General features: G+C 63.8%; 17 protein-coding genes, 1 tRNA gene and 3 pseudogenes. 7 read left to right on the top strand and 14 right to left on the bottom strand.

The features are described from left to right. Positions 1-36: 36 nt before the first annotated feature. Positions 37-1,062, bottom strand: a pseudogene (locus V5B60_RS01730) (integron integrase). A gap of 166 nt (positions 1,063-1,228) precedes the next feature. Here V5B60_RS01730 and V5B60_RS01725 point away from each other — a divergent pair. Together V5B60_RS01725 and V5B60_RS01720 are read left to right on the top strand one after the other, a co-directional pair. After that, a complete protein-coding gene (locus V5B60_RS01725) occupies positions 1,229-2,086 on the top strand; it encodes a restriction endonuclease (RefSeq protein WP_332345307.1) in 858 nt (285 codons plus the stop codon). 97 nt (positions 2,087-2,183) lie between these two features. Further along, positions 2,184-2,486: an excalibur calcium-binding domain-containing protein gene (locus tag V5B60_RS01720; protein ID WP_332345306.1), complete on the top strand. Its 303-nt coding sequence runs from the start codon at positions 2,184-2,186 to the stop codon at positions 2,484-2,486. 64 nt (positions 2,487-2,550) lie between these two features. Here V5B60_RS01720 and V5B60_RS01715 read toward each other — a convergent pair whose 3' ends face one another. Then, positions 2,551-3,540: an IS630 family transposase gene (locus V5B60_RS01715; protein WP_332350382.1), complete on the bottom strand. Its 990-nt coding sequence runs from the start codon at positions 3,538-3,540 to the stop codon at positions 2,551-2,553. A gap of 202 nt (positions 3,541-3,742) precedes the next feature. Here V5B60_RS01715 and V5B60_RS01710 point away from each other — a divergent pair, with 202 nt between their 5' ends. Together V5B60_RS01710 and V5B60_RS01705 are read left to right on the top strand one after the other, a co-directional pair. Further along, positions 3,743-4,150 (top strand): GNAT family N-acetyltransferase, encoded by a 408-nt coding sequence (locus V5B60_RS01710; RefSeq protein WP_332345305.1) that lies wholly within the window; start codon positions 3,743-3,745, stop codon positions 4,148-4,150. A 514-nt stretch (positions 4,151-4,664) separates the two neighbouring features. Further along, positions 4,665-6,230, top strand: a pseudogene (locus tag V5B60_RS01705) (IS1634 family transposase); the annotation flags it as partial. Between the two features lie 218 nt (positions 6,231-6,448). Here the strand turns inward: V5B60_RS01705 and V5B60_RS01700 are convergent. The 3 genes and pseudogenes from V5B60_RS01700 to V5B60_RS01690 all read right to left on the bottom strand — a co-directional run. Next, positions 6,449-6,964 (bottom strand): annotated as a pseudogene (locus V5B60_RS01700) (IS91 family transposase); the annotation flags it as partial. Positions 6,965-7,011: 47 nt separating this feature from the next. Next, entirely contained in the window at positions 7,012-7,407 is a 396-nt protein-coding gene (locus tag V5B60_RS01695) for a type II toxin-antitoxin system VapC family toxin (protein WP_332345304.1), read from the bottom strand. Further along, positions 7,404-7,649 carry a FitA-like ribbon-helix-helix domain-containing protein gene (locus tag V5B60_RS01690; RefSeq protein ID WP_332345303.1) on the bottom strand — a complete coding sequence of 82 codons (246 nt, stop codon included), beginning with the start codon at positions 7,647-7,649 and terminating at the stop codon, positions 7,404-7,406. The genes V5B60_RS01695 and V5B60_RS01690 overlap by 4 nt, the downstream gene beginning before the upstream one ends. A gap of 362 nt (positions 7,650-8,011) precedes the next feature. Between V5B60_RS01690 and V5B60_RS01685 the strand changes: the two genes are divergently transcribed. Both V5B60_RS01685 and V5B60_RS01680 read left to right on the top strand, forming a co-directional pair. After that, complete coding sequence (locus V5B60_RS01685) at positions 8,012-8,281, top strand: toxin-antitoxin system TumE family protein (protein WP_332345302.1); 270 nt, start codon at positions 8,012-8,014, stop codon at positions 8,279-8,281. Continuing rightward, positions 8,278-8,631 (top strand): MarR family transcriptional regulator, encoded by a 354-nt coding sequence (locus V5B60_RS01680; RefSeq protein WP_332345301.1) that lies wholly within the window; start codon positions 8,278-8,280, stop codon positions 8,629-8,631. The genes V5B60_RS01685 and V5B60_RS01680 overlap by 4 nt, the downstream gene beginning before the upstream one ends. Before the next feature lie 323 nt (positions 8,632-8,954). On the opposite strand, the gene V5B60_RS01675 is transcribed toward V5B60_RS01680, so the two are convergent. Both V5B60_RS01675 and V5B60_RS01670 read right to left on the bottom strand, forming a co-directional pair. After that, complete coding sequence (locus V5B60_RS01675) at positions 8,955-9,923, bottom strand: ISKra4 family transposase (RefSeq protein WP_332345300.1); 969 nt, start codon at positions 9,921-9,923, stop codon at positions 8,955-8,957. After that, a complete protein-coding gene (locus V5B60_RS01670) occupies positions 9,877-10,311 on the bottom strand; it encodes a hypothetical protein (protein ID WP_332345299.1) in 435 nt (144 codons plus the stop codon). Before V5B60_RS01670 ends, V5B60_RS01675 begins: the two co-directional genes overlap by 47 nt. Before the next feature lie 179 nt (positions 10,312-10,490). Here V5B60_RS01670 and V5B60_RS01665 point away from each other — a divergent pair. Further along, positions 10,491-10,566: transfer RNA gene (locus tag V5B60_RS01665), tRNA-Lys, on the top strand. Between the two features lie 126 nt (positions 10,567-10,692). Here V5B60_RS01665 and pnp read toward each other — a convergent pair. From pnp to V5B60_RS01630, 7 genes are all read right to left on the bottom strand, one after another. Beyond that, positions 10,693-12,819 (bottom strand): polyribonucleotide nucleotidyltransferase, encoded by a 2,127-nt coding sequence (pnp, locus tag V5B60_RS01660; protein ID WP_332345298.1) that lies wholly within the window; start codon positions 12,817-12,819, stop codon positions 10,693-10,695. 183 nt (positions 12,820-13,002) lie between these two features. Beyond that, positions 13,003-13,272, bottom strand: coding sequence for a 30S ribosomal protein S15 (gene rpsO / locus V5B60_RS01655; protein WP_034942536.1), 270 nt, complete (start codon positions 13,270-13,272; stop codon positions 13,003-13,005). 195 nt (positions 13,273-13,467) lie between these two features. Further along, the gene (gene pepN, locus V5B60_RS01650) at positions 13,468-16,110 is read right to left on the bottom strand and encodes an aminopeptidase N (RefSeq protein ID WP_332345297.1); all 2,643 of its coding nucleotides are present in this window, start codon (positions 16,108-16,110) and stop codon (positions 13,468-13,470) included. An 87-nt stretch (positions 16,111-16,197) separates the two neighbouring features. Then, entirely contained in the window at positions 16,198-16,860 is a 663-nt protein-coding gene (locus V5B60_RS01645) for a GDSL-type esterase/lipase family protein (RefSeq protein WP_332345296.1), read from the bottom strand. Then, positions 16,857-17,750, bottom strand: coding sequence for a 50S ribosomal protein L3 N(5)-glutamine methyltransferase (gene prmB, locus V5B60_RS01640; protein WP_332345295.1), 894 nt, complete (start codon positions 17,748-17,750; stop codon positions 16,857-16,859). The genes V5B60_RS01645 and prmB overlap by 4 nt, the downstream gene beginning before the upstream one ends. Next, positions 17,743-18,936: a succinyl-diaminopimelate desuccinylase gene (dapE, locus tag V5B60_RS01635; RefSeq protein WP_332345294.1), complete on the bottom strand. Its 1,194-nt coding sequence runs from the start codon at positions 18,934-18,936 to the stop codon at positions 17,743-17,745. The genes prmB and dapE overlap by 8 nt, the downstream gene beginning before the upstream one ends. A 3-nt stretch (positions 18,937-18,939) precedes the next feature. Further along, complete coding sequence (locus tag V5B60_RS01630; RefSeq protein WP_332345293.1) at positions 18,940-20,121, bottom strand: PilT/PilU family type 4a pilus ATPase; 1,182 nt, start codon at positions 20,119-20,121, stop codon at positions 18,940-18,942. Positions 20,122-20,139 lie beyond the last annotated feature (18 nt).

Genomic DNA, 20,139 nt, shown 5'->3' with positions numbered 1-20,139 from the left:
CGACTCGAAAGCGGATGACATCAGGCCGGTGCGGGCTCAGAGCAGCGCGTCGAGCGGGCTGCGAACGCCGCGTCCGCCACGCTTGAGCACGTGCCTATAGGTCATCGTCGTGGCCACGTCGGCATGGCCCAGCAATTCCTGCACGGTGCGAATGTCGTAGCCGCTGTCGAGCAGATGCGTCGCGAAGGAATGGCGCAGCGTGTGCGGCGTCGCCGGCTTGTCGATGCCGGCGGCGGCAACGGCCTTTTTCATCGCCCGCTGCAACTGCTTTTCATCGAGGTGATGGCGGCGTTCGACGCCGCTGCGCGGATCGACCGAGTAACTTGCGGCGGCGAAGACGTACTGCCAGGGCCAAGTCGTGTTGGCATTCGGGTAGTTGCGTTCGAGCGCGTCGGGCAAGTAGACCGTGGCCTTGCCCAGCCGCAGGTCGTCGTCGAAAATCAGCTTCCGCCGCCGCAGGTGCTCGCGAAGATCGCCAGCCACGGCTTCCGGCAGCATCGTCACCCGGTCCTTGGCACCCTTGCCGTCACGGATCAGAATCTCGCCCTGCGCAAAATCGACCTCCTTCACCCGCAGGCGAATCGCTTCCATCAGGCGCATCCCGGTGCCGTAGAGCAGGCGCGCCAGTAGGCCATGGACGCCGTCCATCCGCTCCAGCACCCGCTGCACTTCGCTGCGGGTCAGCACCACCGGCAAACGCTCCGGCCGCTTGGCGCGAACCACGTCGTCCAGCCCGGGAAGCTCGACCCCGAGCACGTTCCGGTAGAGAAACAACAGCGCCGACAGCGCCTGATTCTGCGTCGCCTAGGCGACGTGCCCTTCGGCCGCGAGATGGCTGAGAAATGCCTCGACCTCGCTGGCTCCCGTCTCGCGCGGGTGGTGCTAGTGATGGAAGAGCACGAAGCGCCTGACCCACTGGACATACTGTGCCTCGGTCCTTATGCTGTAGTGGCGCAAGCGAATCTGCGCGCGAACCTGGTCCAGCAGCGTGGGCTGCGCGGTGTCGACCTCAGGTTGGGCTGGTGCATATTCCGCTGGGAGTGATGTTTTTCCCGGATCCATGGGGGTGTTCATGTCGGGCGAGTCGTTGAAGATCAGTATGATGCGCGAACACGGGCGGATTATACACCGGGCGCAAGGGGGATCTGCACCGGCGAATGCACCGCAGGGCGGCGGGGCCTACGCCAGATCTGGTGTTGACTGAACGTTAGCAACCGTAGGAAAGGTTATGGCCAAGGGACCAAACTTTACACAGCATCTTATTCCTCTCATTGAGTCGCTTCGAGAAATGGGCGGTTCTGCGGCCGCATATGAGGCGACGGATGCTGTCATCGAGCGGGAAAAAATCCCGGAAAAAGAACTCGAGAAGACCAACAAGAATGGTGGTTCCAACGTACGAAACGCTATTGCCTGGGCAAGGCTTTACCTTGTCTACTCAGGACACATTGACTCGTCGGCGCGCGGAGTATGGCGCTTAACCGAAAAGGGGTTGCAAGAAGACCTTACTAAGCTAGACCCCGTTGAGCTATATAAGTCTGTGCAGCGGTCACGCAAAGAAGACAGCGGCAGCACTCCTTCAAGCAAATCGACAACGCAATCGGAAGTTGATCTCGAAGAGAAGATTCTTGAGTCAGAAGAGACTCGCCTGTTACCGGTTTTGAACTCATTGAGTCCGGAAGGCTTTGAGCGCCTGTGTCAGCGGTTGCTGCGAGAGCAGGGGTTTCAAAATGTGAAAGTCACCGGGCGCTCCGGTGACGGCGGCATTGATGGAGAGGGCATTCTCGAAATCAACCCGCTATTGAGCTTCAAGGTCATCTTCCAGTGCAAGCGCTACCAAGGTTCAGTTGGCTCTGGCATGATCCGTGACTTTCGTGGCGCTATGATTGGCCGCGCAGACAAAGGCATCTTCCTTACCACCGGCAACTTCACAATGGACGCAAAGAAAGAAGCGGTAAGAGACGGCACAAATCCAATCGAGCTCGTAGATGGCGAGAAGCTCGTGAAGATGTTCGAGCGCCTAGAGTTGGGGTTGAAGCCGAGAACCGTGTACGAAATAGATCCAGAATTTTTCAACGAATACAAGTGAGCGATGGTTGCCAACAATTCGCTTCAGACACGACGGCCCTGACGGGCCGCGGCCTGAGCTCAAACGTTAGAACCCTTGTCCACGAGCGCACCGAAAAATGAAACAACTCATCATACTGCTAATCATTGCCTCACTTGGTTGGTATGGTTACACGAAGTTTCAAGACTCTCGCAAGGCGCAGCGCGTCGTTGAGGCCGAGGCTCAATACTCGAAGTCAGCGGCAGCAACCTCCCCAAAGCCGCACAGCTCAAGCATCGCCACGTTCAAATGCGATGGGCGTACGCACTGCTCCCAAATGACTTCTTGCGCCGAAGCCACATTCTTTCTGAGAAACTGTCCTGGCACACAAATGGACGGGAACAACGACGGCATCCCCTGTGAACGGCAATGGTGCAAATAGGGCCACGACGGAGGGCTTGCGCGTTTGTCAGACGGCGTTCTACTAAGCAATAAACGTCTGCTGTTCATATTGTACGAGCGCAATCCGGATGCCGAAAAAACCCTCGCACGATCTCTGGAAGATTTTGAAGGTGCTCCAACGCCCCCTCAATGAGACGCCGCAGGCTGATTTTGTCGAGCGGCTTCTGTTTCGCCACGCGTTCCTTGACGCTCTTCCACACTTGCTCGTCCGGATTGAGTTGCGGCGAGTAAGGCGGCAGGAAGTGCAGTTCCAGCATGCCGTTGGTGGACGCGACGTATTCGCTCACCAGCTTCGCTTTGTGAATCGAATGACCATCGACAACCAGGAAAATGGGCTGCGTCGCGCCGAGCATGAGTTGTTCGAGGAAGGTACGGAACACCGCGGCGTTGACCAGACCCTCGTGAAGCATGAACTGAAGTTGCCCGCCCGTGCCAACTGCCGACAGCATCTGGACGGAGACGCGCTGGCCTGTGGTGCGTACCACCGGCGTCCGGCCGCGAGGCGCCCAAGTCGTGCCCGCGTGGTAGTCCGAGCGCATCCCAGCCTCGTCAGCGAACATGATCAACGCCCCACGAGCCCTCGCACGTGCCTGGAGAGCGGGGTACTCCTCCGTGTGCCAGCGCTGCACCAGCGCCGCATCCTGCTGATAGGCACGGTACAGCGGGCGCTGGGCAGTGAATCCGAGTTGCCGCATGACCTTGCCCAAGGTCGGCAGGCTCAGCGTCATCTGAAACTGCCGTTCGATCAGGCTGCCGATCAGGCGCAAGGTCCACAACCCGAAGTCAAACTTCAACTGGTCGGGCGTGCGGTCGCGAACCGTATCGGCAATCCAGCGCAACTGATCCGGGCTGACCTTCGGCGGCCGACCCGCGCCTTCTCGGGCAAGCAACGCGTTCTGACCACCGTCGTAAAATGCCGCCACCCATTTGAAAACCGCGCGCACCGAGACATCAAAATGGCGCGCCACGTCACTCGCCGGCATACCAGACCGAACCATTTTGACGCTTTGCATGCGTATCCATTGCTGTTCCATGCGGCGAGAAGTGAAAACCGGCCTTGGGGGAATCGAATGAAAGTTCATGGCGAGCATTATACATGAAACTCGTCCGCGCGCCAGAACTCAATGCACGCAATTTATTTATTGCTTAGTAACCCGGCGCTGCAGGCAACCGGCCGCATGAAGCCGCGGCCGTCGCCTGAGCTTTCACGTTATGCGTCTTGAAACTCTCGGCCACATGAACGTCATCCTTGAACTGAGCGAAAAACACATTGAACAGCTGCATGCACTCTATCAGGCTGAATGGTGGACTCGTGGCCGCTCCCTTGAAGATACAAAACAGTGCGTCAGTGGTTCTCAAATTTGCATTGGCATCACTTCAGGGCACGATGACTTAATTGGATTTGTGCGTGTACTGACTGATTTCACATTCAAAGCACTTATTTTCGATGTAATCGTTACGCAAGTCGAAAGAGGCAAAGGTCTTGGCAATAAATTGCTCTCTCTCGTCAAGAATAACGAACGCTTAAAGTCGGTAAGACACTTTGAGCTTTATTGCTTACCTGAAATGTTGTCGTTCTACGAAAAGCACGGTTTCTCCACCAATGTTGGCGAAGTCAAGCTTATGAGGCTTACAAATGCATAATATGGCGGTCGAGAGGGACGCCAAAAATGCTGCGCTTTCTTGCCGCCCCTCACCTCTACGTTAGGCCGCGCGAGATGCTGCCTGAGAACCGACACGCCGTACGAAGCCGCGCTGCGAAGTTGCGCGAGGTATTGTTTTGCGTTGCGGCGCTCGCTGCCGCTGGAGCGTTGCCTGGGTGCTTCACGATTCCTGAATATCCATCGGCACTGCCCCCCCTCTCGAACGTCGATACGAAGCTTGAGATATGTCCGTCCATTGCCGGAACCTACCGCGACGATGGGGCGGCCTTTGCACCCGACGGGCGAGCGCTTGGAGCGGTATCGTTAACTGCGCTCTTGCATTCGAATGCCGCGAAGGTCGAGACGGCTGAATGGGTTCTGATCGCCTAACCAATCATGAGTTGGCCCACTCGCCCCCGAGCATGAAAGCCCGGAGCGGGTGCACCATGTGAGGTGGCACGCAGGCGCGAAGAGGTCGCAATACGAATGAAGGCCCGACCCCGGCGCCTAACCGCGAAGCGGTGCGATCCGGCGAGACCGACTCGTTGCTCAACGGTCTGCTGCGGGCGGCGGGCAAGCCCTCCCTCGAGGAAGGGACCGGCGAGGTCGCCTTTGCACCGGCGCTGTCGGTCGGCGACACCTGGCTGCTGACCGCCCTGTGGAAAGAGTTGGGCTTCGCCGACGCCTTTCGCCGGCTGCTGCGCAATCGCCACCAGTTCGACGCCGAAGGTCTGCTGCGGGTGATGGTGTTCAACCGGCTGTGTGATCCGGAGTCCAAGCTGGGGATCCTGCGCTGGCTGGAGGGCACCCGTGTTCCCGAGGTCAGCGCCGATTCGGTCACCCACCAGCACCTGCTGCGCACGATGGATACTCTGGCGGAGGGTGCCGACCGGGTTGACGACGCTCTGGCAGCTCTCCTGCGGCCGTTGATCGATCAGGAGTTGGCGATCGTCTTCTACGACCTGACGACGATCCGTGCCGAAGGATGCACCGATGAGTCCGAGGACCTGCGGCACTTTGGCCATGCCAAGGAGGGTGGGACGGTACGCCAGGTGATGCTCGGGGTGGTCCAGACGGCGGACGGCTTGCCGATCCATCATGAGGTCTTTGCCGGCAATACCGGCGAGACGACGACGCTGGTGCCGACGATCGAGAAAGTGTTGGCACGCTATCCGATCAAACGCGTGGTACTGGTCGCCGATCGGGGTCTGCTGAGTCTCGACAATCTCGAAGCCATCCGGGCGCTGCGCGTCGGCGATCAGCCGTTGGAGTTCATTCTGGCCGTCCCGGCGCGGCGCTACGGGGATTTTGACCGCCTGCTCACCCCGTTCCACGAGAAGAGTTGCCGGCCGGCGACGGCAGAGGTCTTTGGTGAGCTGAAGTGGGAGGGGTTTCGTCTGATCGTTGCCCATCGCCCCGATAGGGCCAGCGAGCAGGGTCGCGTACGCGATGAGCGCATTGCGGCGCTGGAGAGGGATGCCGCGCAGTGGGCGGAGAAACTCGATGGCCAGGAGGCCGGCCAGAAACACCCGGGCAAGAAGCTGTCAGACGCCGGCACGATCGCCCGTTTCTACAAGGCGGTCGCTGACGCGCATCTGGCGCACATCATCAAGGTCAATCTCGCCTCCGAGGTGTTCACCTACGAGATCGACGAACGGGCGCTGAGGCGCGCGCGGCTCATGGATGGCAAGCTGATCCTCGTTTCCAACGTTCCGGATTCTCCCCCGGCCGAGATCGTGGCGCGCTACAAGGCGCTGGCGGACATCGAACGAGGATTCCGTGTTCTGAAGTCCGAGATCGAAATCGCGCCGGTCTTCCACCGCCTGCCGGATCGCATCCGGGCGCACGCCTTGATCTGCTTCCTGGCATTGCTGCTCTATCGGGTGCTGCGCCTGCGCCTCAAGGCGAAGGCCAGCCCCCTCTCCCCGGAGCGCGCCCTGGAGATCGCCCGCCACATCCAGTACCACCAGGTCACGCTGCATCAACGCCAGTCAGCCTCCGGCCTGTCCGCCATCACCCCCCAACAGAAGGAGCTGTTCGACACCGTCGCCCTGCCCGAGCCCTCCGCTAGACGTCTGTAGTGCCAATTCCGAACCGGTGAATTGCGCACAAACAATCACTTAGCCGTATTTTTGTCGAACTCGGGCGATCTGATCCCCCGAGTTCGACGTGCGCCGTGCTAAGGCTGCGCTTTTCCAGTGGGTGCGAACCCCACCCGGCGACTTTCGCTCCAGCCGGTAGCAATCGGAGCAGTCATGGAGGTAACGAAGTGGCTGAAGCCTTCGGTGTAGAGGGGGGTCAGCCCGGCGGCTTCGATCGCCGCCAGGACTTTCGCCCGAAAGACCTTGGCCAAGGCTTTCTGGTTGAACAGATAGCCGCCCTTCGCCTTGCCTCGTGCTTTGGTTCGCCATTGCTTGCCTTCGGCGTCGACCGCGGCTGCCGGCATGACGAGATGGACATGCGGGTGGTAGTCGAGTCGGCGCGTGTTCGTGTGCAGCACCGGAATCGCGCCGGGCGTGCCTTGCAACTGGCGGTCGTTGTGGGCGAAGCGGTGTACCGTCTGCCAGCAGGACTGCAGGAGCAAGTCGTAGACCACACGCTGCCTTGCCCAGGCCAGCGCCCGGAATTCGGCCGGGAGAGTGAAGGTCAGCAGAAAGTACTCGGCAGGAACCTGCTTCTTCAACTGACGTTCCAGCCATTGCTGGCTCTCGTGGTGCTGGCAGTGCGGACAGTGGCGATGGCCGCAGGAATGCGGCACCAGCTTCCGATGTGCGCACTCCGTGCACTGGACCAGCATCTTCCGGCTGCCTTGCGTGCAGTCCGGTGGTGTGAGGGAGGCCGCGAGGCTTTCTCCTATCGCGATTAGCCCGCAATCAAGCCGATCGCATGTTTCGGGAACGCTCGGAGCAACTTCTTGTCAAGCGTCACCAGCTTCGTTTCGAGCCTGTTCGCGAGCGCGATGAATTCGCAGTCGTACGCCGAGCAGTCGCTGTCACGCACCAACTCCAGCACGACCTGTGACTCCACATCGAACTCCGAACCGGCAAGCAATGCCTCGGCTTCCGTCTGCAGACTACAGGCTTGTTCGAAGGTCAGCATCTTCCGTCTGAGGTAGCCAGCCAGAATGTTCCGGAACTCGCTTCGCCAAAGCACCGGGGCCGCCCATTCTGGTTCCCGCTCGAGCAATTGTTCGGCTGCCGCGGTATGTTCTCCGGGCAGGTACAGGTAGGCCAGCACGTTGGAATCCACCACAATCATGGGCTGCCTTCCCGTTTCATCGCATCAATGTCACGCGCCTTGAACTTGCCCGTGGGTAACGCGCTACGCAACTCCCGCGCCCGCGCCAAGCGTTCAGCCACGCTCACCTTTGCTGGCAGCAGCACTCTCTCCAAGCACACAATGGCTTCACTGTTCATGCTCCGGCGGTGCGCCTCAGCGGAGAGCTTGAGTTGCTCGTACACGGCATCGGGAATGTTCTTCAAGGTCAGGGTCGTGGGCATGTCGGTCTCCAACCGCAATGGAACCATGATGGTTCCCTCAAGCGGCCTAGTCAAGCCGCCATGCGCCATGCGGGCTAACGAACAAGTCACATTGTGATGCCAGCATATCGCCAGCAGATCCTCCGCGCAGCGGCTTCGTCGAACAAACGGTTCAGATCGTGGCTTCGCTTCGCTCGCACGATTTAACCTTGGTCGTTGGACCGCCAAAATATTGCGCGACATCTCCCCGGCGCCTCCCAACCCGCGTTTTCTTTCATCATCCTGGGCGGCCGCAACTGCAATGACCGTTGGCCGGCGCCACCACCATCCTCTCGACGGACGCGCGATGTATTGCTATCATGCAATACATGAAGGCTGTTCTCATGGCGAGAACCAAGGAGGTCCACGACGACGGCGCGATCGTGGAGGTCGTGGTCTGGCGGCTGCCGCAGCCCCTCGCGCCAAGTTCTCACGACTTCAAGTACCGGCTCTACTACGGCCGCAGCGGCATCGATCGAGTAAGGTACGACAACGAGCGCGGCAAGGGTGATCACCGGCACATCAACGGCCAGGAACTACAGTACTCGTTCGAGTCTATCGACAAGCTGCTTGACGACTTCGAACGGGACATCGACGAGTGGAGAGAACCATGAAGGCAATCATCGAGGTCGCTCGAAGAGGGTCTGCTGTGAGGTCCGCGCGTGCCCAACTAGCGGCCTCACGGCTCGGGTCGCACCCAGACTTCCGGTTGAGCTTCGAGTCCGCTAGAACACTGTTCTCGGAGCTCACGCCCGCTCGAGTAGACCTCTTGGCCACGCTCCGCCGCGTTGGCCCATGCAGCGTCTACGCGCTCGCCAAGGCTGCCGAGCGTAACTACTCGAACGTCCACTCTGACATCAATCGCCTTGAAGAGTTGGGGCTCGTCGAGCGTACTGAAGACAACCAGGTCTCCGTGCCGTACGAGTCGGTCGAGATCCTGGTTCCTCTGGCTCAGGTCGCGTGAAAAGGCTGTCCAACGAATAGGCACGCGTCGTCGCTGGCAAAGGTCTTGATGCTGCCGCTTACGCCAAAGGCAGCGTCAAAGTCTGCTTGGCAATGTCAATGCCGATGAAGATTGATTCAGGCGCGTTCCTCTTCTCCGATCCCCTTGTCAATGCGATCTTGGGTCCAACAACTGTTCCGGCGCCAAGGGAACGGTCGCGACGATGTGCCATGACGCCCATTCACGGGCTTGCTGTCCTCAGGTTGGAACTGGCTGCATTGCCGGGCCCGAAGCCGCCGATTGCACCCTCGACAAGGGGGGGCAATCGGAAGTGCGACTGTGGATCAGGCGGCCTGTTGACGTCTGGACTGCCAATAGCGGTCCCACTCCTGGTTGGCACGGTAGACACGCAGCGCCAGCATGTGCTTGGCGTTTTTCAGTTTCCACCAAGCGCCGGCCCGCTTGAGACGGTCCTGGATGACGTAACGGTGTGCGCTTTCGATTTCGCCGGACCCTATTGGCAGCCCGGCCACGAGCGCGTCTTGATAGTTGAACTGCCCCGGGCGATTGGTGAGATAGCGATGCGCCGCGCGGACCGGGGCGTTGGCATCGGGAACGGTGTCGTCCTCGACGAATCGCTGCAGTTCCTCGACGACGTCCTGGAGGCGGTTCTGTTTCAGCCGATCCTTCTGCGTTTCCAGCCAAGCCCTCGCCGCCGTGCCGGCGATCGTGTCCCCTGCGGCCGTCAGGTAGTCACAGACATGGTAGAAATCGACGAGAAAGTGGCCTTGCAGTCCGAATTGCTCACTCACCTGATCCGCAATCCATGCGGCGCCGTCGCTGACCGCATGGACCTTGGTCTTACGCCCCAGTCCGGCCTGAACCGCCGTGCGCAACAGCGTCTCTCCGACCTGGTCGGGCGGGCCCACGGTGGCGCCGAACACCGGGGTGACGGAGCCCGGCGCATGGACCAGACTCAAACGCGCTTCCCTCCAGCCCACCCGGCGGGTCTTGCGGCGGTCCACTTTCGCGCTCTGGTCGTCCGATTCGGCCGTCTCCACGACGGGAATCATGCTCCCATCGATCTCGCCGATCAACTGCTCTACGCCGTCTCGTGCCGGGATTTTTGCCGCCGCTTTCGGGCGCTCGTCGATCGTCGCGGCATGCCGCAAGACGATCGGCCAGCACGTACTGGCGGACACCTCGATACCGTAGTGCTCTTTCAGCTTCTGCGGAATGCGCGCCGCGGGCGCGTCCGCCCCGAAATCAACGATCGCTCGCTGCAGCGGCTCCGAGCAGCCCCGGCAGACCACCTCCGCCGAACGCGTGAATGGCCGGATCTCCGGCCCGCGCGTCCCTTGCCGGAAGACCTGCTCCGCTACTTCGATCTGTCCGTACCGGGTCTGCCAATAGACGTTTTTTTTCCTTCCGCTGCACGCCCGGTTGTTGCGCCACCTCTTCTTCCTTCCGCTGCGCTTGCCGTCGCGCCCAGCCGTGCAACGCTTCGTTGCCCAACTGCCGCAATTCCTCCGTCACCCGCCGCTCCGCCTCCGCCGCCTTCTCAACATCGCCGGCCGCATTCTCGACCACCGCCAGCAACGACTCGATCTTGGCTTGGAGCTCGGGATGATCTCTAAACCGCTCTTCCAAACCCCGACTCGGCTTGAGTCGCCCCTCCATTTCCGACCACCTTTCTGTCATGGGTCTCGCTCCAAGGTGAAGTAACCCATCACTATTTACCCCACCTCCGCCCAATTGTCTAGTGCCGAATGCCACCGCCAACCACCTCGCCCCGGCGTCAGTCGCACTTCCGATTGCACCCTCGGCAAGGCTTTTCGTTGACAGTGCTGCGACCCTTCCCTATACTGCGCGGCTCTTGAGGGTTGGTAGCTCAGTCGGTAGAGCAGTGGACTTTTAATCCATTGGTCGAGGGTTCGAATCCCTCCCGACCCACCAAGGACGAAAAGCAAAAAAGCCCGGCTCGCCAGCTCGGGCTTTTTTGCTTTTCGTGCCCGCGTCAGGCGCTCGGGTTGGCAGGACGGCGGCGCGGACGCCGCCTCCTGCACGTTGTGCTGCGGCGGTTCAGGCCGGGGCAGAGCCCGGAGCGGAACCGGCGCCGCCTTCTTCCGCGGTCACCGCCTTCATCGACAGGCGGACGCGGCCCTTCTCGTCGGCTTCGAGCACCTTGACGCGCACCTTCTGACCATCCTTGAGGTAGTCGGAAACCGCATTCACCCGCTCGTTGGCGATCTGCGAGATGTGCAGGAGACCGTCGCGGCCCGGCAGGATGCTGACGATGGCGCCGAAGTCGAGCAGCTTGAGCACCGTGCCGTCGTAGATCTTGCCGACCTCGACGTCGGCGGTGATCGACTCGATACGGGCGCGGGCGGCGTTGGCGGCGTCGCCGCTGACCGATGCGATGGTGATCGTGCCGTCATCCTTGATGTCGATCGTCGTGCCGGTCTCTTCGGTGATGGCGCGAATCACCGCGCCGCCCTTGCCGATGACGTCGCGAATCTTCTCCGGGTTGATCTTCATCGTGTACAGGCGCGGTGCGTAGGTCGAAACCTCCTCGCGGTGCCCGGCCATCGAGCCCTGCATCTGCTTCAGGATGTGCTGGCGTGCTTCACCGGCCTGCGCCAGGGCGACCTGCATGATCTCCTTGGTGATGCCCTGGATCTTGATGTCCATCTGCAGCGCGGTCACGCCCGCCTCGGTACCGGCAACCTTGAAGTCCATGTCGCCGAGGTGGTCCTCGTCGCCGAGGATGTCGGTGAGGACGGCAACGCGGTTGCCTTCCTTGATCAGGCCCATGGCGATTCCGGCGACATGCGCCTTCAGCGGCACGCCGGCATCCATCAGCGCCAGCGAGGCGCCGCAGACACTGGCCATCGAGCTCGAGCCATTCGATTCGGTGATCTCGGAGACCACCCGGATGGTGTAGGAGAACTCCTCCGGCGACGGCAGGACGGCGAGCAGCGCGCGCTTGGCCAGCCGACCGTGACCGATCTCACGCCGCTTCGGCGAGCCGACGCGGCCGCATTCACCGGTTGCATAGGGCGGGAAGTTGTAGTGCAGCATGAAGCGCTCGCGGTACTCGCCGGACAGCGCGTCGATGATCTGCTCGTCGCGGCCGGTACCCAGCGTCGCGATGACGATCGCCTGCGTTTCGCCGCGCGTGAACAGGGCGGAGCCGTGCGCCCGCGGCAGGACGCCGGAGCGGATCGAGATCGGTCGGACGGTGCGCGTGTCGCGGCCGTCGATACGCGGCTCGCCGGCCAGGATGCGACCACGGACGATGCGCGCCTCGGCCGCGTCGACCATCTGCCGGATGGCGTTGGCGTCGGGTGCGTCGTCGTCGGCGGTCAGGGTCTCGACGGCGTAGGCGGTGATCTCCTTGATCCGCTGCGTGCGCACCTGCTTGCTGGTGATGCGGTAGGCCTCTTCGAGTTCGGCCTGGACGAGGCGGTCGAGCTTGCCATGCACCGCCTCGTTGCGGGCGGCGGGGCTCCACTCCCATTCCGGCTTGCCGGCCACGTCGGCGAGGTCGTTGATCGCCTCGATGGCGGCCTGCATCTGCTGGTGTCCAAAGACGACGGCACCGAGCATGACATCCTCGGACAGTTCCCGGGCCTCCGATTCGACCATCAGTACGGCGGCCTGGGTGCCGGCGACGACGAGATCGAGCTGGCTCGACTGCAACTGCGTCCGGGCCGGGTTGAGAACATACTGGCCGTCGATGTAGCCGACGCGGGCGGCACCGATCGGGCCATCGAAGGGGATTCCCGAGATGGCCAGAGCAGCCGAGGCGCCGATCATCGCCGGTACGTCGGGGTCGATCTCGGGGTCGAGCGACAGCACCATCGCGACGACCTGCACCTCATGGTAGAAGCCTTCGGGGAAGAGCGGGCGCAGCGGACGATCGATCAGACGCGAGGTCAGCGTCTCCTTCTCCGAGGGACGGCCTTCGCGCTTGAAGAAGCCGCCGGGAATCCGTCCGGCGGCGTAGGTCTTCTCGATGTAGTCGACCGTCAGCGGGAAGAAATCCTGCCCCGGTTTGGCGGTACGGTTGCCGACGACGGTGACCAGCACCACCGTCTCGCCCATCGAAACCACCACGGCGCCGCTCGCCTGGCGCGCGATCTCCCCGGTTTCCAGCGTGACCTGTTGCGCACCGTAGGCGAAGCTCTTCTTGACGATATTAAACATTTTTCCCTTTCTCGATAGTCTGGCGCGAGCCCGCCCACGATGCCGGCGGGCAATTCAATCGAAGCGCCCATTGGCCAACCAGGCTGCTGCAGCACGAACAGCGGCCAGCCCACCTGGGGCTGGCCGCTGAAGGCTTTGGGGTTGCCTGCACATGCCGACCGCGGTGCGGTTCGGTGGGCAGGCCTACTTGCGCAGGCCGAGACGCTGAATCAGGTTGCGGTACGAGTCAACGTTGGTGCGTTTGAGATAGTCCAGCAACTTGCGGCGGCGGCTGACCATGCGCAGCAGGCCGCGGCGCGAGTGATTGTCCTTCTTGTGTTCCTTGAAGTGGCCGGTGAGGTCATTGATGCGGGCGGTCAGCAGGGCGACCTGGACTTCCGAGGAGCCCGTGTCGCCAGCCGCACGCTGGTAATCGCCCATGATCTGCGCCTTTTGCGCAACACTTATCGCCATGTCAAACTCTCTTTCCTTGGAATCGGCGCCGCCCCGGTTTGATAGAGCCAACGCCCGGTTGATGAATGTGCTGCATCGCTTGGCGAAGCGAACCGCGGATTCTATCCGCTGCCGCTGTGAACGGCAAGGCTGCGGCACCCTTTCCAGCCCATTGCAGCAGGTCGCGGCCGCTGCCGGGCGGTTCGTCGCCGGCAGTCAGGCCAGCGCTCGGCCAACGACTTCGCGCACGTCGGGCGACAGGTCGCTGCCTGCCTGCAGTTCGCTCAGCGCCGACCGGGCGTACGCCTGTCGCTGTGCATCGAAGCGGCGCCAGCGGTCGAAGCGCCGCGTCAGGCGCGCCGCCACTTGCGGGTTGAAGCGGTCGATGTCGGCGATCTGCCGCGCCAGGAAGCGGTAGCCGGCGCCGTCGGCGGCATGGAAGCGGACGTGGTTGTTGCCGAAGCTGTTGAGCAGCGAATAGACCTTGTTCGGATTGTGCAGATCGAACGAGGGATGCGCGAGCAGTTCTTCGACGACCGCCAGGGTCTCCGGCAGCCGGCTCGACGCCTGCACCGCAAGCCACTTGTCGATCACCAGCGCCTCGCCCCGCCAGCATTCGTGGAACGTCGCCAGCGCCTGTCGGCGCTGCTCGCAGTCGTGCTGCGCGAGGACGGTGAGGGCGGCGAACTGGTCGCTCATGTTGTCCGCCGACACAAACTGGTGCATCGCCAGCGTCTGCATGGCGTCCGTCGCCAGTTCGCCGAGGTAGCCGAGGCAGAGGTTGCGCAGTGCCCGCCGGCCGGCCGCTGCCGGCGTCGCCTGGTACGGGCCGGCCGCCGCCAGCGACTCGTAGCCATGCAGGAAGCTGTCCTGCAGCCGCTCGGCGAGGAACAGACGGAGTGCGTTGCGCGCCGTGTGCAGCGCGTCCGGGTCGACGACGGCCATTTCCTCGGCGAGCGTGGCTTCGCCGGGCAGCGTCAGTACCTCGGCCGCGAAAGCGGGGTCGCTGCCGGCGTGCAGCAGGACCTGCCGCAGGGCATCGGCGAAGTCGGCCGGCCAGTCCGGGGCGCGGCCGGCAGCGATGTCGGCCGCGGCGCCGAGGATCAGGCGGCTCGCCAGGCGCTGCCCGGCTTCCCAGCGATTGAAGGGATCGCTGTCGTGGGCCAGCAGGAAGCTCAGCTCGCCATCGAGCCATTCGTGGTCGAGGATCACCGGCGCCGAAAAGTCGCGCAGCAGCGATGGTACCGGTGGCGCCGGCACCCCTTCGAAGACGAACTGCTGCTCGCCGGCGGTCAGCGACAGGATGCGCGTCGTCTGCCCCCGCTCCGGCACGTCGCCCTCACCGGCGAGGTACAGCGGCAGATCGCGGCCGTCGGCACCGACGAGGCCGATCGCCACCGGGATGTGGAAGGGCGGTGCAGGCGTGCTGGCGGTGGGCCGCGACTGTGACAATCGCAGCAGGTAGCGCTGGTTCACCGCGTCATGCTGGCCGCTGGCACGCAGGTGTGGCGTGCCGGCATGGTCATACCAGAGCATGAACTGCCGCAGGTCGACGCCCGCCGCGTCGGCCATGGCGGCGACGAAATCGTCGCAGGTGACCGCCTGCCCGTCGTGGCGGCGGAAATAGAGATCCATGCCGCGGCGGAAGGCATCGCGACCGATCAGGGTCCTGATCATGCGCACCACCTCGGCGCCCTTCTCGTACACGGTGCTGGTGTAGAAGTTGTTGATCTCGATGTAGGAATCGGGGCGTACCGGATGCGCCATCGGACCGGCATCCTCGGGGAACTGGGTCGCGCGCAGGGCGCGTACGTCGCGAATCCGCGTCACCGCCCGACTGTGCATGTCGGCGCCGAATTCCTGGTCGCGGAAGACGGTCAGTCCTTCCTTGAGCGAGAGTTGGAACCAGTCGCGGCAGGTGACCCGGTTGCCGGTCCAGTTGTGAAAGTACTCGTGCGCGACGACGCGGTCGATGTTCTGGTAATCGCCGTCAGTGGCGGTGTCGGTGCGCGCCAGGACGTACTTGGTGTTGAAGATGTTCAGTCCCTTGTTCTCCATCGCGCCCATGTTGAAGTCGCCGACGGCGACGATCATGTAGTGGTCGAGGTCGCACTCGAGGCCGAAGACTTCCTCGTCCCAGCGCATCGAGCGCTTCAGGGCGTCCATGGCGTGCGCGCACTGGTCGAGCTTGCCCGGTTCGACAAAGACGGCGAGTTCGACCAGGCGGCCGCTGGCCGTGCTGAAGCGGTCGCGCAGGACGTCGAGGCGGGCGGCGACGAGCGCGAAGAGGTAGCAGGGTTTCGGGAAGGGATCGTGCCAGCGTGCCCAATGGCGATCCGGCCCCTCGTCGCCGCTGCCGACCGGGTTGCCGTTGGCCAGCAGCACCGGCAGGCTGGAACGTTCGGCACGCAGGGTGACGACGTAGGTCGACATGATGTCCGGCCGGTCGGGGAACCAGGTGATGCGGCGGAAGCCCTGTGCTTCGCACTGCGTGCAGTAGCCGTTGGCCGACCGGTAAAGTCCGGACAGGCTGCCGTTGTGGTCGGCGTCGATGCGCACCCGCGTAGCGAGGACCAGTGCATCCGGCGGCTCGGCGATGGTCAGCGTCGTGTCGCTGCACTGGTAGTCGGCCGCGCCGAGCGCTCGGCCGTCGAGGGTCAGCGAGATCGTCTGCAGACCGTGGCCGTCGAGTTGCAACGGCCCGGTGGCGGCAACCGCCGGGTTGCGCCGCAGGTGCAGCCGGCTGTCGACGAGCACCTCGCCGTCGCGGAAGTCGATCTCGAGCTCGACGAGGTCGACGAGAAAGGGGGGGGGGGTGTAATCCTGACGACGGATTCTCGGCGCTTCAGTTGCGTTCATCGCTGTGGCGTTTCCTGGTGGTGGCGCGGCCGCATCGGCTGCCGCGACTGGTTTCGGGCTGCGCCAGCGATCCGCCTGGGCGCCGGTTCAGGGCTGGCCCAGGAGGCCGATGTGGCGCAGCTGGGCGGTGACTTCGCTCGCCAGACGGCGGTAGCCGGCGGCATTCGGGTGGATCGGGTCGGCCTTGAGCTGCGGCTCGGAGAGGATGCCGGCAATGATTCCCGGCAACAGCGGCACTTTCTCCTCGCTCGCCAGTTCGGCATAGATCTTCGCGTCGGGCAACTGGCCGGTGACGGCGCCGAGCAGCGACAGCCGCGGCACGGCCAGCAGCACGACCTCGGCACCCGCCTGCCGGCTGGCGCGGATGATCGCCCGCAGATCCTCCTTGACCTCGGCTTCCGGCCGGCGGCGGAGAAAGTCGTTGCCGCCGAGTTCGACGATCACCAGCCGCGCTTGTGTCGCCTGCAGGGTGTCGCCGATCCGCTCGCGAGCCGTCGCCGCGGTATCGCCGGCAACGCCCGCATTGTGCACGCGCCAGCCGCTGCTCGCCGCCAGGTGGCTCGGCCAGTCCTCGCCCGGCGCGGCGCCGGTGCCCTGGGTGATGCTGTCACCGAAGGCGAGGACCGGCGTGCCGGCCGGCAGGGTGGCCAGCCGCGCCGGTTTTCCGCAGCCGGCAAGGCAGGCGAGCGCCAGCAGCAGGAGCAGGTGGCGAAGGGTGACGGCGCGCTGGCCACCGGTGCCGGCGTTCACGGCAGCTCGTCGCGGTGCAGCAGGAAGACGTACTGGTCGCCGGCGCTGGTGTCGAGCCAGGTGAAGGGCGTCTCCGGGAAAGCGGCTTCGAGCGCGTCGCGGTTGTGTCCGATCTCGACCACCAGCAGGCCAGCGGGCTGCAGGTGCCGTTGCGCGCCGCCGAGGATGGCGCGCGTCAGGTCGAGCCCGTCCTCGCCGCTGGCGAGTGCCAGCTCCGGTTCGTACCGGTACTCGGCCGGCAGGCTGGCCATCGCTGCCGCCCCGACGTAGGGCGGATTGGCGATGATCAGGTCGTAGCGGTGGCCGCCGAGGCCGCTGAAGAGGTCGCCCTGCAGCAGGCGGATGCGCTCGCCCAGGTCGTAGTCGGCGACGTTGCGGCGGGCGATGGCGAGCGCGTCGGCAGACAGGTCGACGGCATCGACGCGGGCGGTGGGAAAGGCGTGCGCGGCAAGGATCGCCAGGCAGCCCGAGCCGGTGCATAGGTCGAGGACGCTGCCGATCGCGTCCGGCTCATCGATCCACGGCGCCAGCCGTTCGTGCAGCAGTTCGGCAATGAACGAACGCGGCACGATCACCCGCTCGTCCACGTAGAAACGATGCGCGCCAAGCCACGCTTCGTTGCTCAGGTAGGCGGCCGGCAGTCGTTCGTTGACGCGACGGTCGATCAGGCGCAGCGCGCTGCCCCGCTCCTCGCGGGTCAGCCGTGCGTCGAGGAACGGTTCCAGCCGGTCGAGTGGCAGGTGCAGGTGATGCAGCAGCAGGTAGGCGGCTTCGTCCCAGGCGTTGTCCGACCCGTGGCCGAAGTACAGCTTCGCCTCGCTGAAGCGGCTGACGGCGAAGCGCAGCAGGTCGCGCAGCGTGAACAGTTCGTCGCTCGGGTGCTCAGTCATCGGCGGGCAGCAGCCGCTCGAGGATGCGGCGGTAGATGGCGGCCAGCCGGGGCAGCGAAGCGACCTCGACGCATTCATTGACCTGGTGGATGGTGGCATTGACCGGGCCGATCTCGACCACCTGTGGACAGATGGCGGCGATGAAGCGGCCGTCGGAGGTGCCGCCGCTGGTCGACAGCTCGGCGGTGAGCCCCGTCTCGTCGTGGACGGCCTGCAGCGCCGCGTCGATCAGTTCGCCGCGACCGGTCAGGAAGGGTCGGGCGCCGAGCGTCCAGCTGATCTCGTAGCTCAGTCCCGCGTCGTCGAGGACGGTGCAGAGGGCGCGCTGCAACTGCTCCGGCTCGCTGGCGGTGGCAAAGCGGAAATTGAAATCGACGACGACGCTGCCCGGGATGACGTTGCCGGCGCCGGTGCCGCCGTGGATGTTGGACACCTGCCACGTCGTCGGCGGGAAGAACTCATTGCCTTCATCCCAGACCATTCCGGCGAGTGTGGCCAGCGCCGGCGCCAGCAGGTGGATCGGGTTCTTCGCCAGATGCGGGTAGGCGATGTGCCCCTGCACCCCGCGCACCGTCAGTCGGCCCGAGAGCGAGCCCCGGCGGCCGTTCTTGATCGTGTCGCCGAGGCGGGCGCTGGCCGTCGGTTCGCCGACGACGCAGTAGTCGATCAGTTCGCCGCGGCCGGCGAGGGCCTCGGTGACGGCGACCGTGCCGTCGACCGCGTCGCCTTCCTCGTCCGAAGTGAGCAGGAAGGCGAGCGAGCCGCGGTACGCCGGCCGGGTGGCGATGAAGTCTTCCGTCGCCGTGACGAAGGCGGCGAGCGAGCCCTTCATGTCGGCGGCGCCACGGCCATGGAGCAGACCGTCGCGCTGCGTCGGCTGGAAGGGGTCGCTGTGCCACTCCGCCAGCGGACCACTGGGGACGACGTCGGTGTGGCCGGCGAAGCAGAGCAGCGGCTTGCCCTCGCCACGGCGTGCCCAGAGGTTGCTCACCGCACCACGGCGGATGAACTCGCAGCGAAAGCCCGCCGGGCCCAGGCGGTCGGCGATCAGATCGAGGCAACCGGCGTCATCGGGGGTGACCGATCGGCGGCGGATCAACTGTGTGGCGAGGGCCACGGTCGCATCGTCGCCCGTGGCGACGGGCGCCGTCGTCGCCCCGGCCGCAGCGTCGGTCGAGGAATCCATCTCTCAGCCGCCGTCGGCGTCGTCAAGGCTGAGGGAGAACTCCTTGTACGACGGGCTGCCGGGGTTGGTCAGCGAAGGATCGAAGCTGGGTTCGCGGGGCTTCTCGTCCATCGCGAGGTTGCCGGCGGACTCGTGGTTGTTGATCAGCCAGGAGAGGTTGGTCGGCGAGTCCGCGTTCTGCAGCGCCTCCTGCAGCGTGATCAGCTCCGAGCGATAGAGCCGGAACAGGTCCTGCTCGAAGGTTCGCGAACCGGGTGCGAGGCTCTGCTCCATCGCATCCTTGAGCGCCGTGATGTCGCCGGCCTCGATCAGCTCCTGGACATGGTAGCTGTTGAGCAGGACCTCGACGGCAGGGATCAGCATGCCATCCTTCTTCTTCACCAGTCGTTGCGAGACGATCGCCTTCAGGGTGACCGAGAGGTCCATGTAGAGCGTCGAGCGGGTGTCGATCGGGAAGAAATTGATCACCCGGTTGAGCGCATGGTAGCTGTTGTTGGCGTGCAGCGTGCCGAGGCAGAGGTGGCCCGTCTGGGCGTAGGCGATCGCTGCCTGCATGGTTTCCCGGTCCCGGATCTCGCCGATCAGGATGCAGTCGGGCGCCTGTCGCATCGCGTTCTTCAGCGCGTTTTCCCAGCCCAGGGTATCCATGCCGATCTCGCGCTGGTTGACGATCGACTTCTTGTGCCGGAAGAGGTATTCGATCGGATCCTCGATGGTCAGGATATGCCCGGTGCAGTTGCTGTTCCGGTAATCGAGCATCGACGCCAGGGTGGTGGACTTCCCCGAGCCGGTCGAGCCGACGATCAGGATCAGGCCGCGCCGCTCCATCACCAGATCGGCGAGCACCGGCGGCAGCAGCAGCGATTCCAGCGTCGGGATGTTGCCCATCACGTAGCGGATGACGATCGAGATGGAATTGCGCTGCCGGAACAGATTGATGCGGAAGTTGCCGAGCTTGGCGACGCCGAAGGAGAGGTTCATCTCCTTGGTCTTCTCGAAGCGCTCGACCTGCTCCGGATTGAGGAGTTCGGCGGCGATCTTGTCGATCATCGCCGGTTCCATGATCTGCTGGTTGATCGGGACGGTCGTGCCCTGGATCTTGATGTGGATCGGCGCGCCGGCACAGATGAAGATGTCCGAAGCCTGACGGTCGGCCATCGCGCTGAAGAGTTTGTCGAGGATCATCTGCCAGCCCTTGCCTGG

Source organism: Accumulibacter sp. (assembly GCF_036625195.1).
Classification (GTDB): Bacteria; Pseudomonadota; Gammaproteobacteria; order Burkholderiales; family Rhodocyclaceae; genus Accumulibacter.
This window is presented reverse-complemented; position numbering and strand designations above follow the sequence as displayed.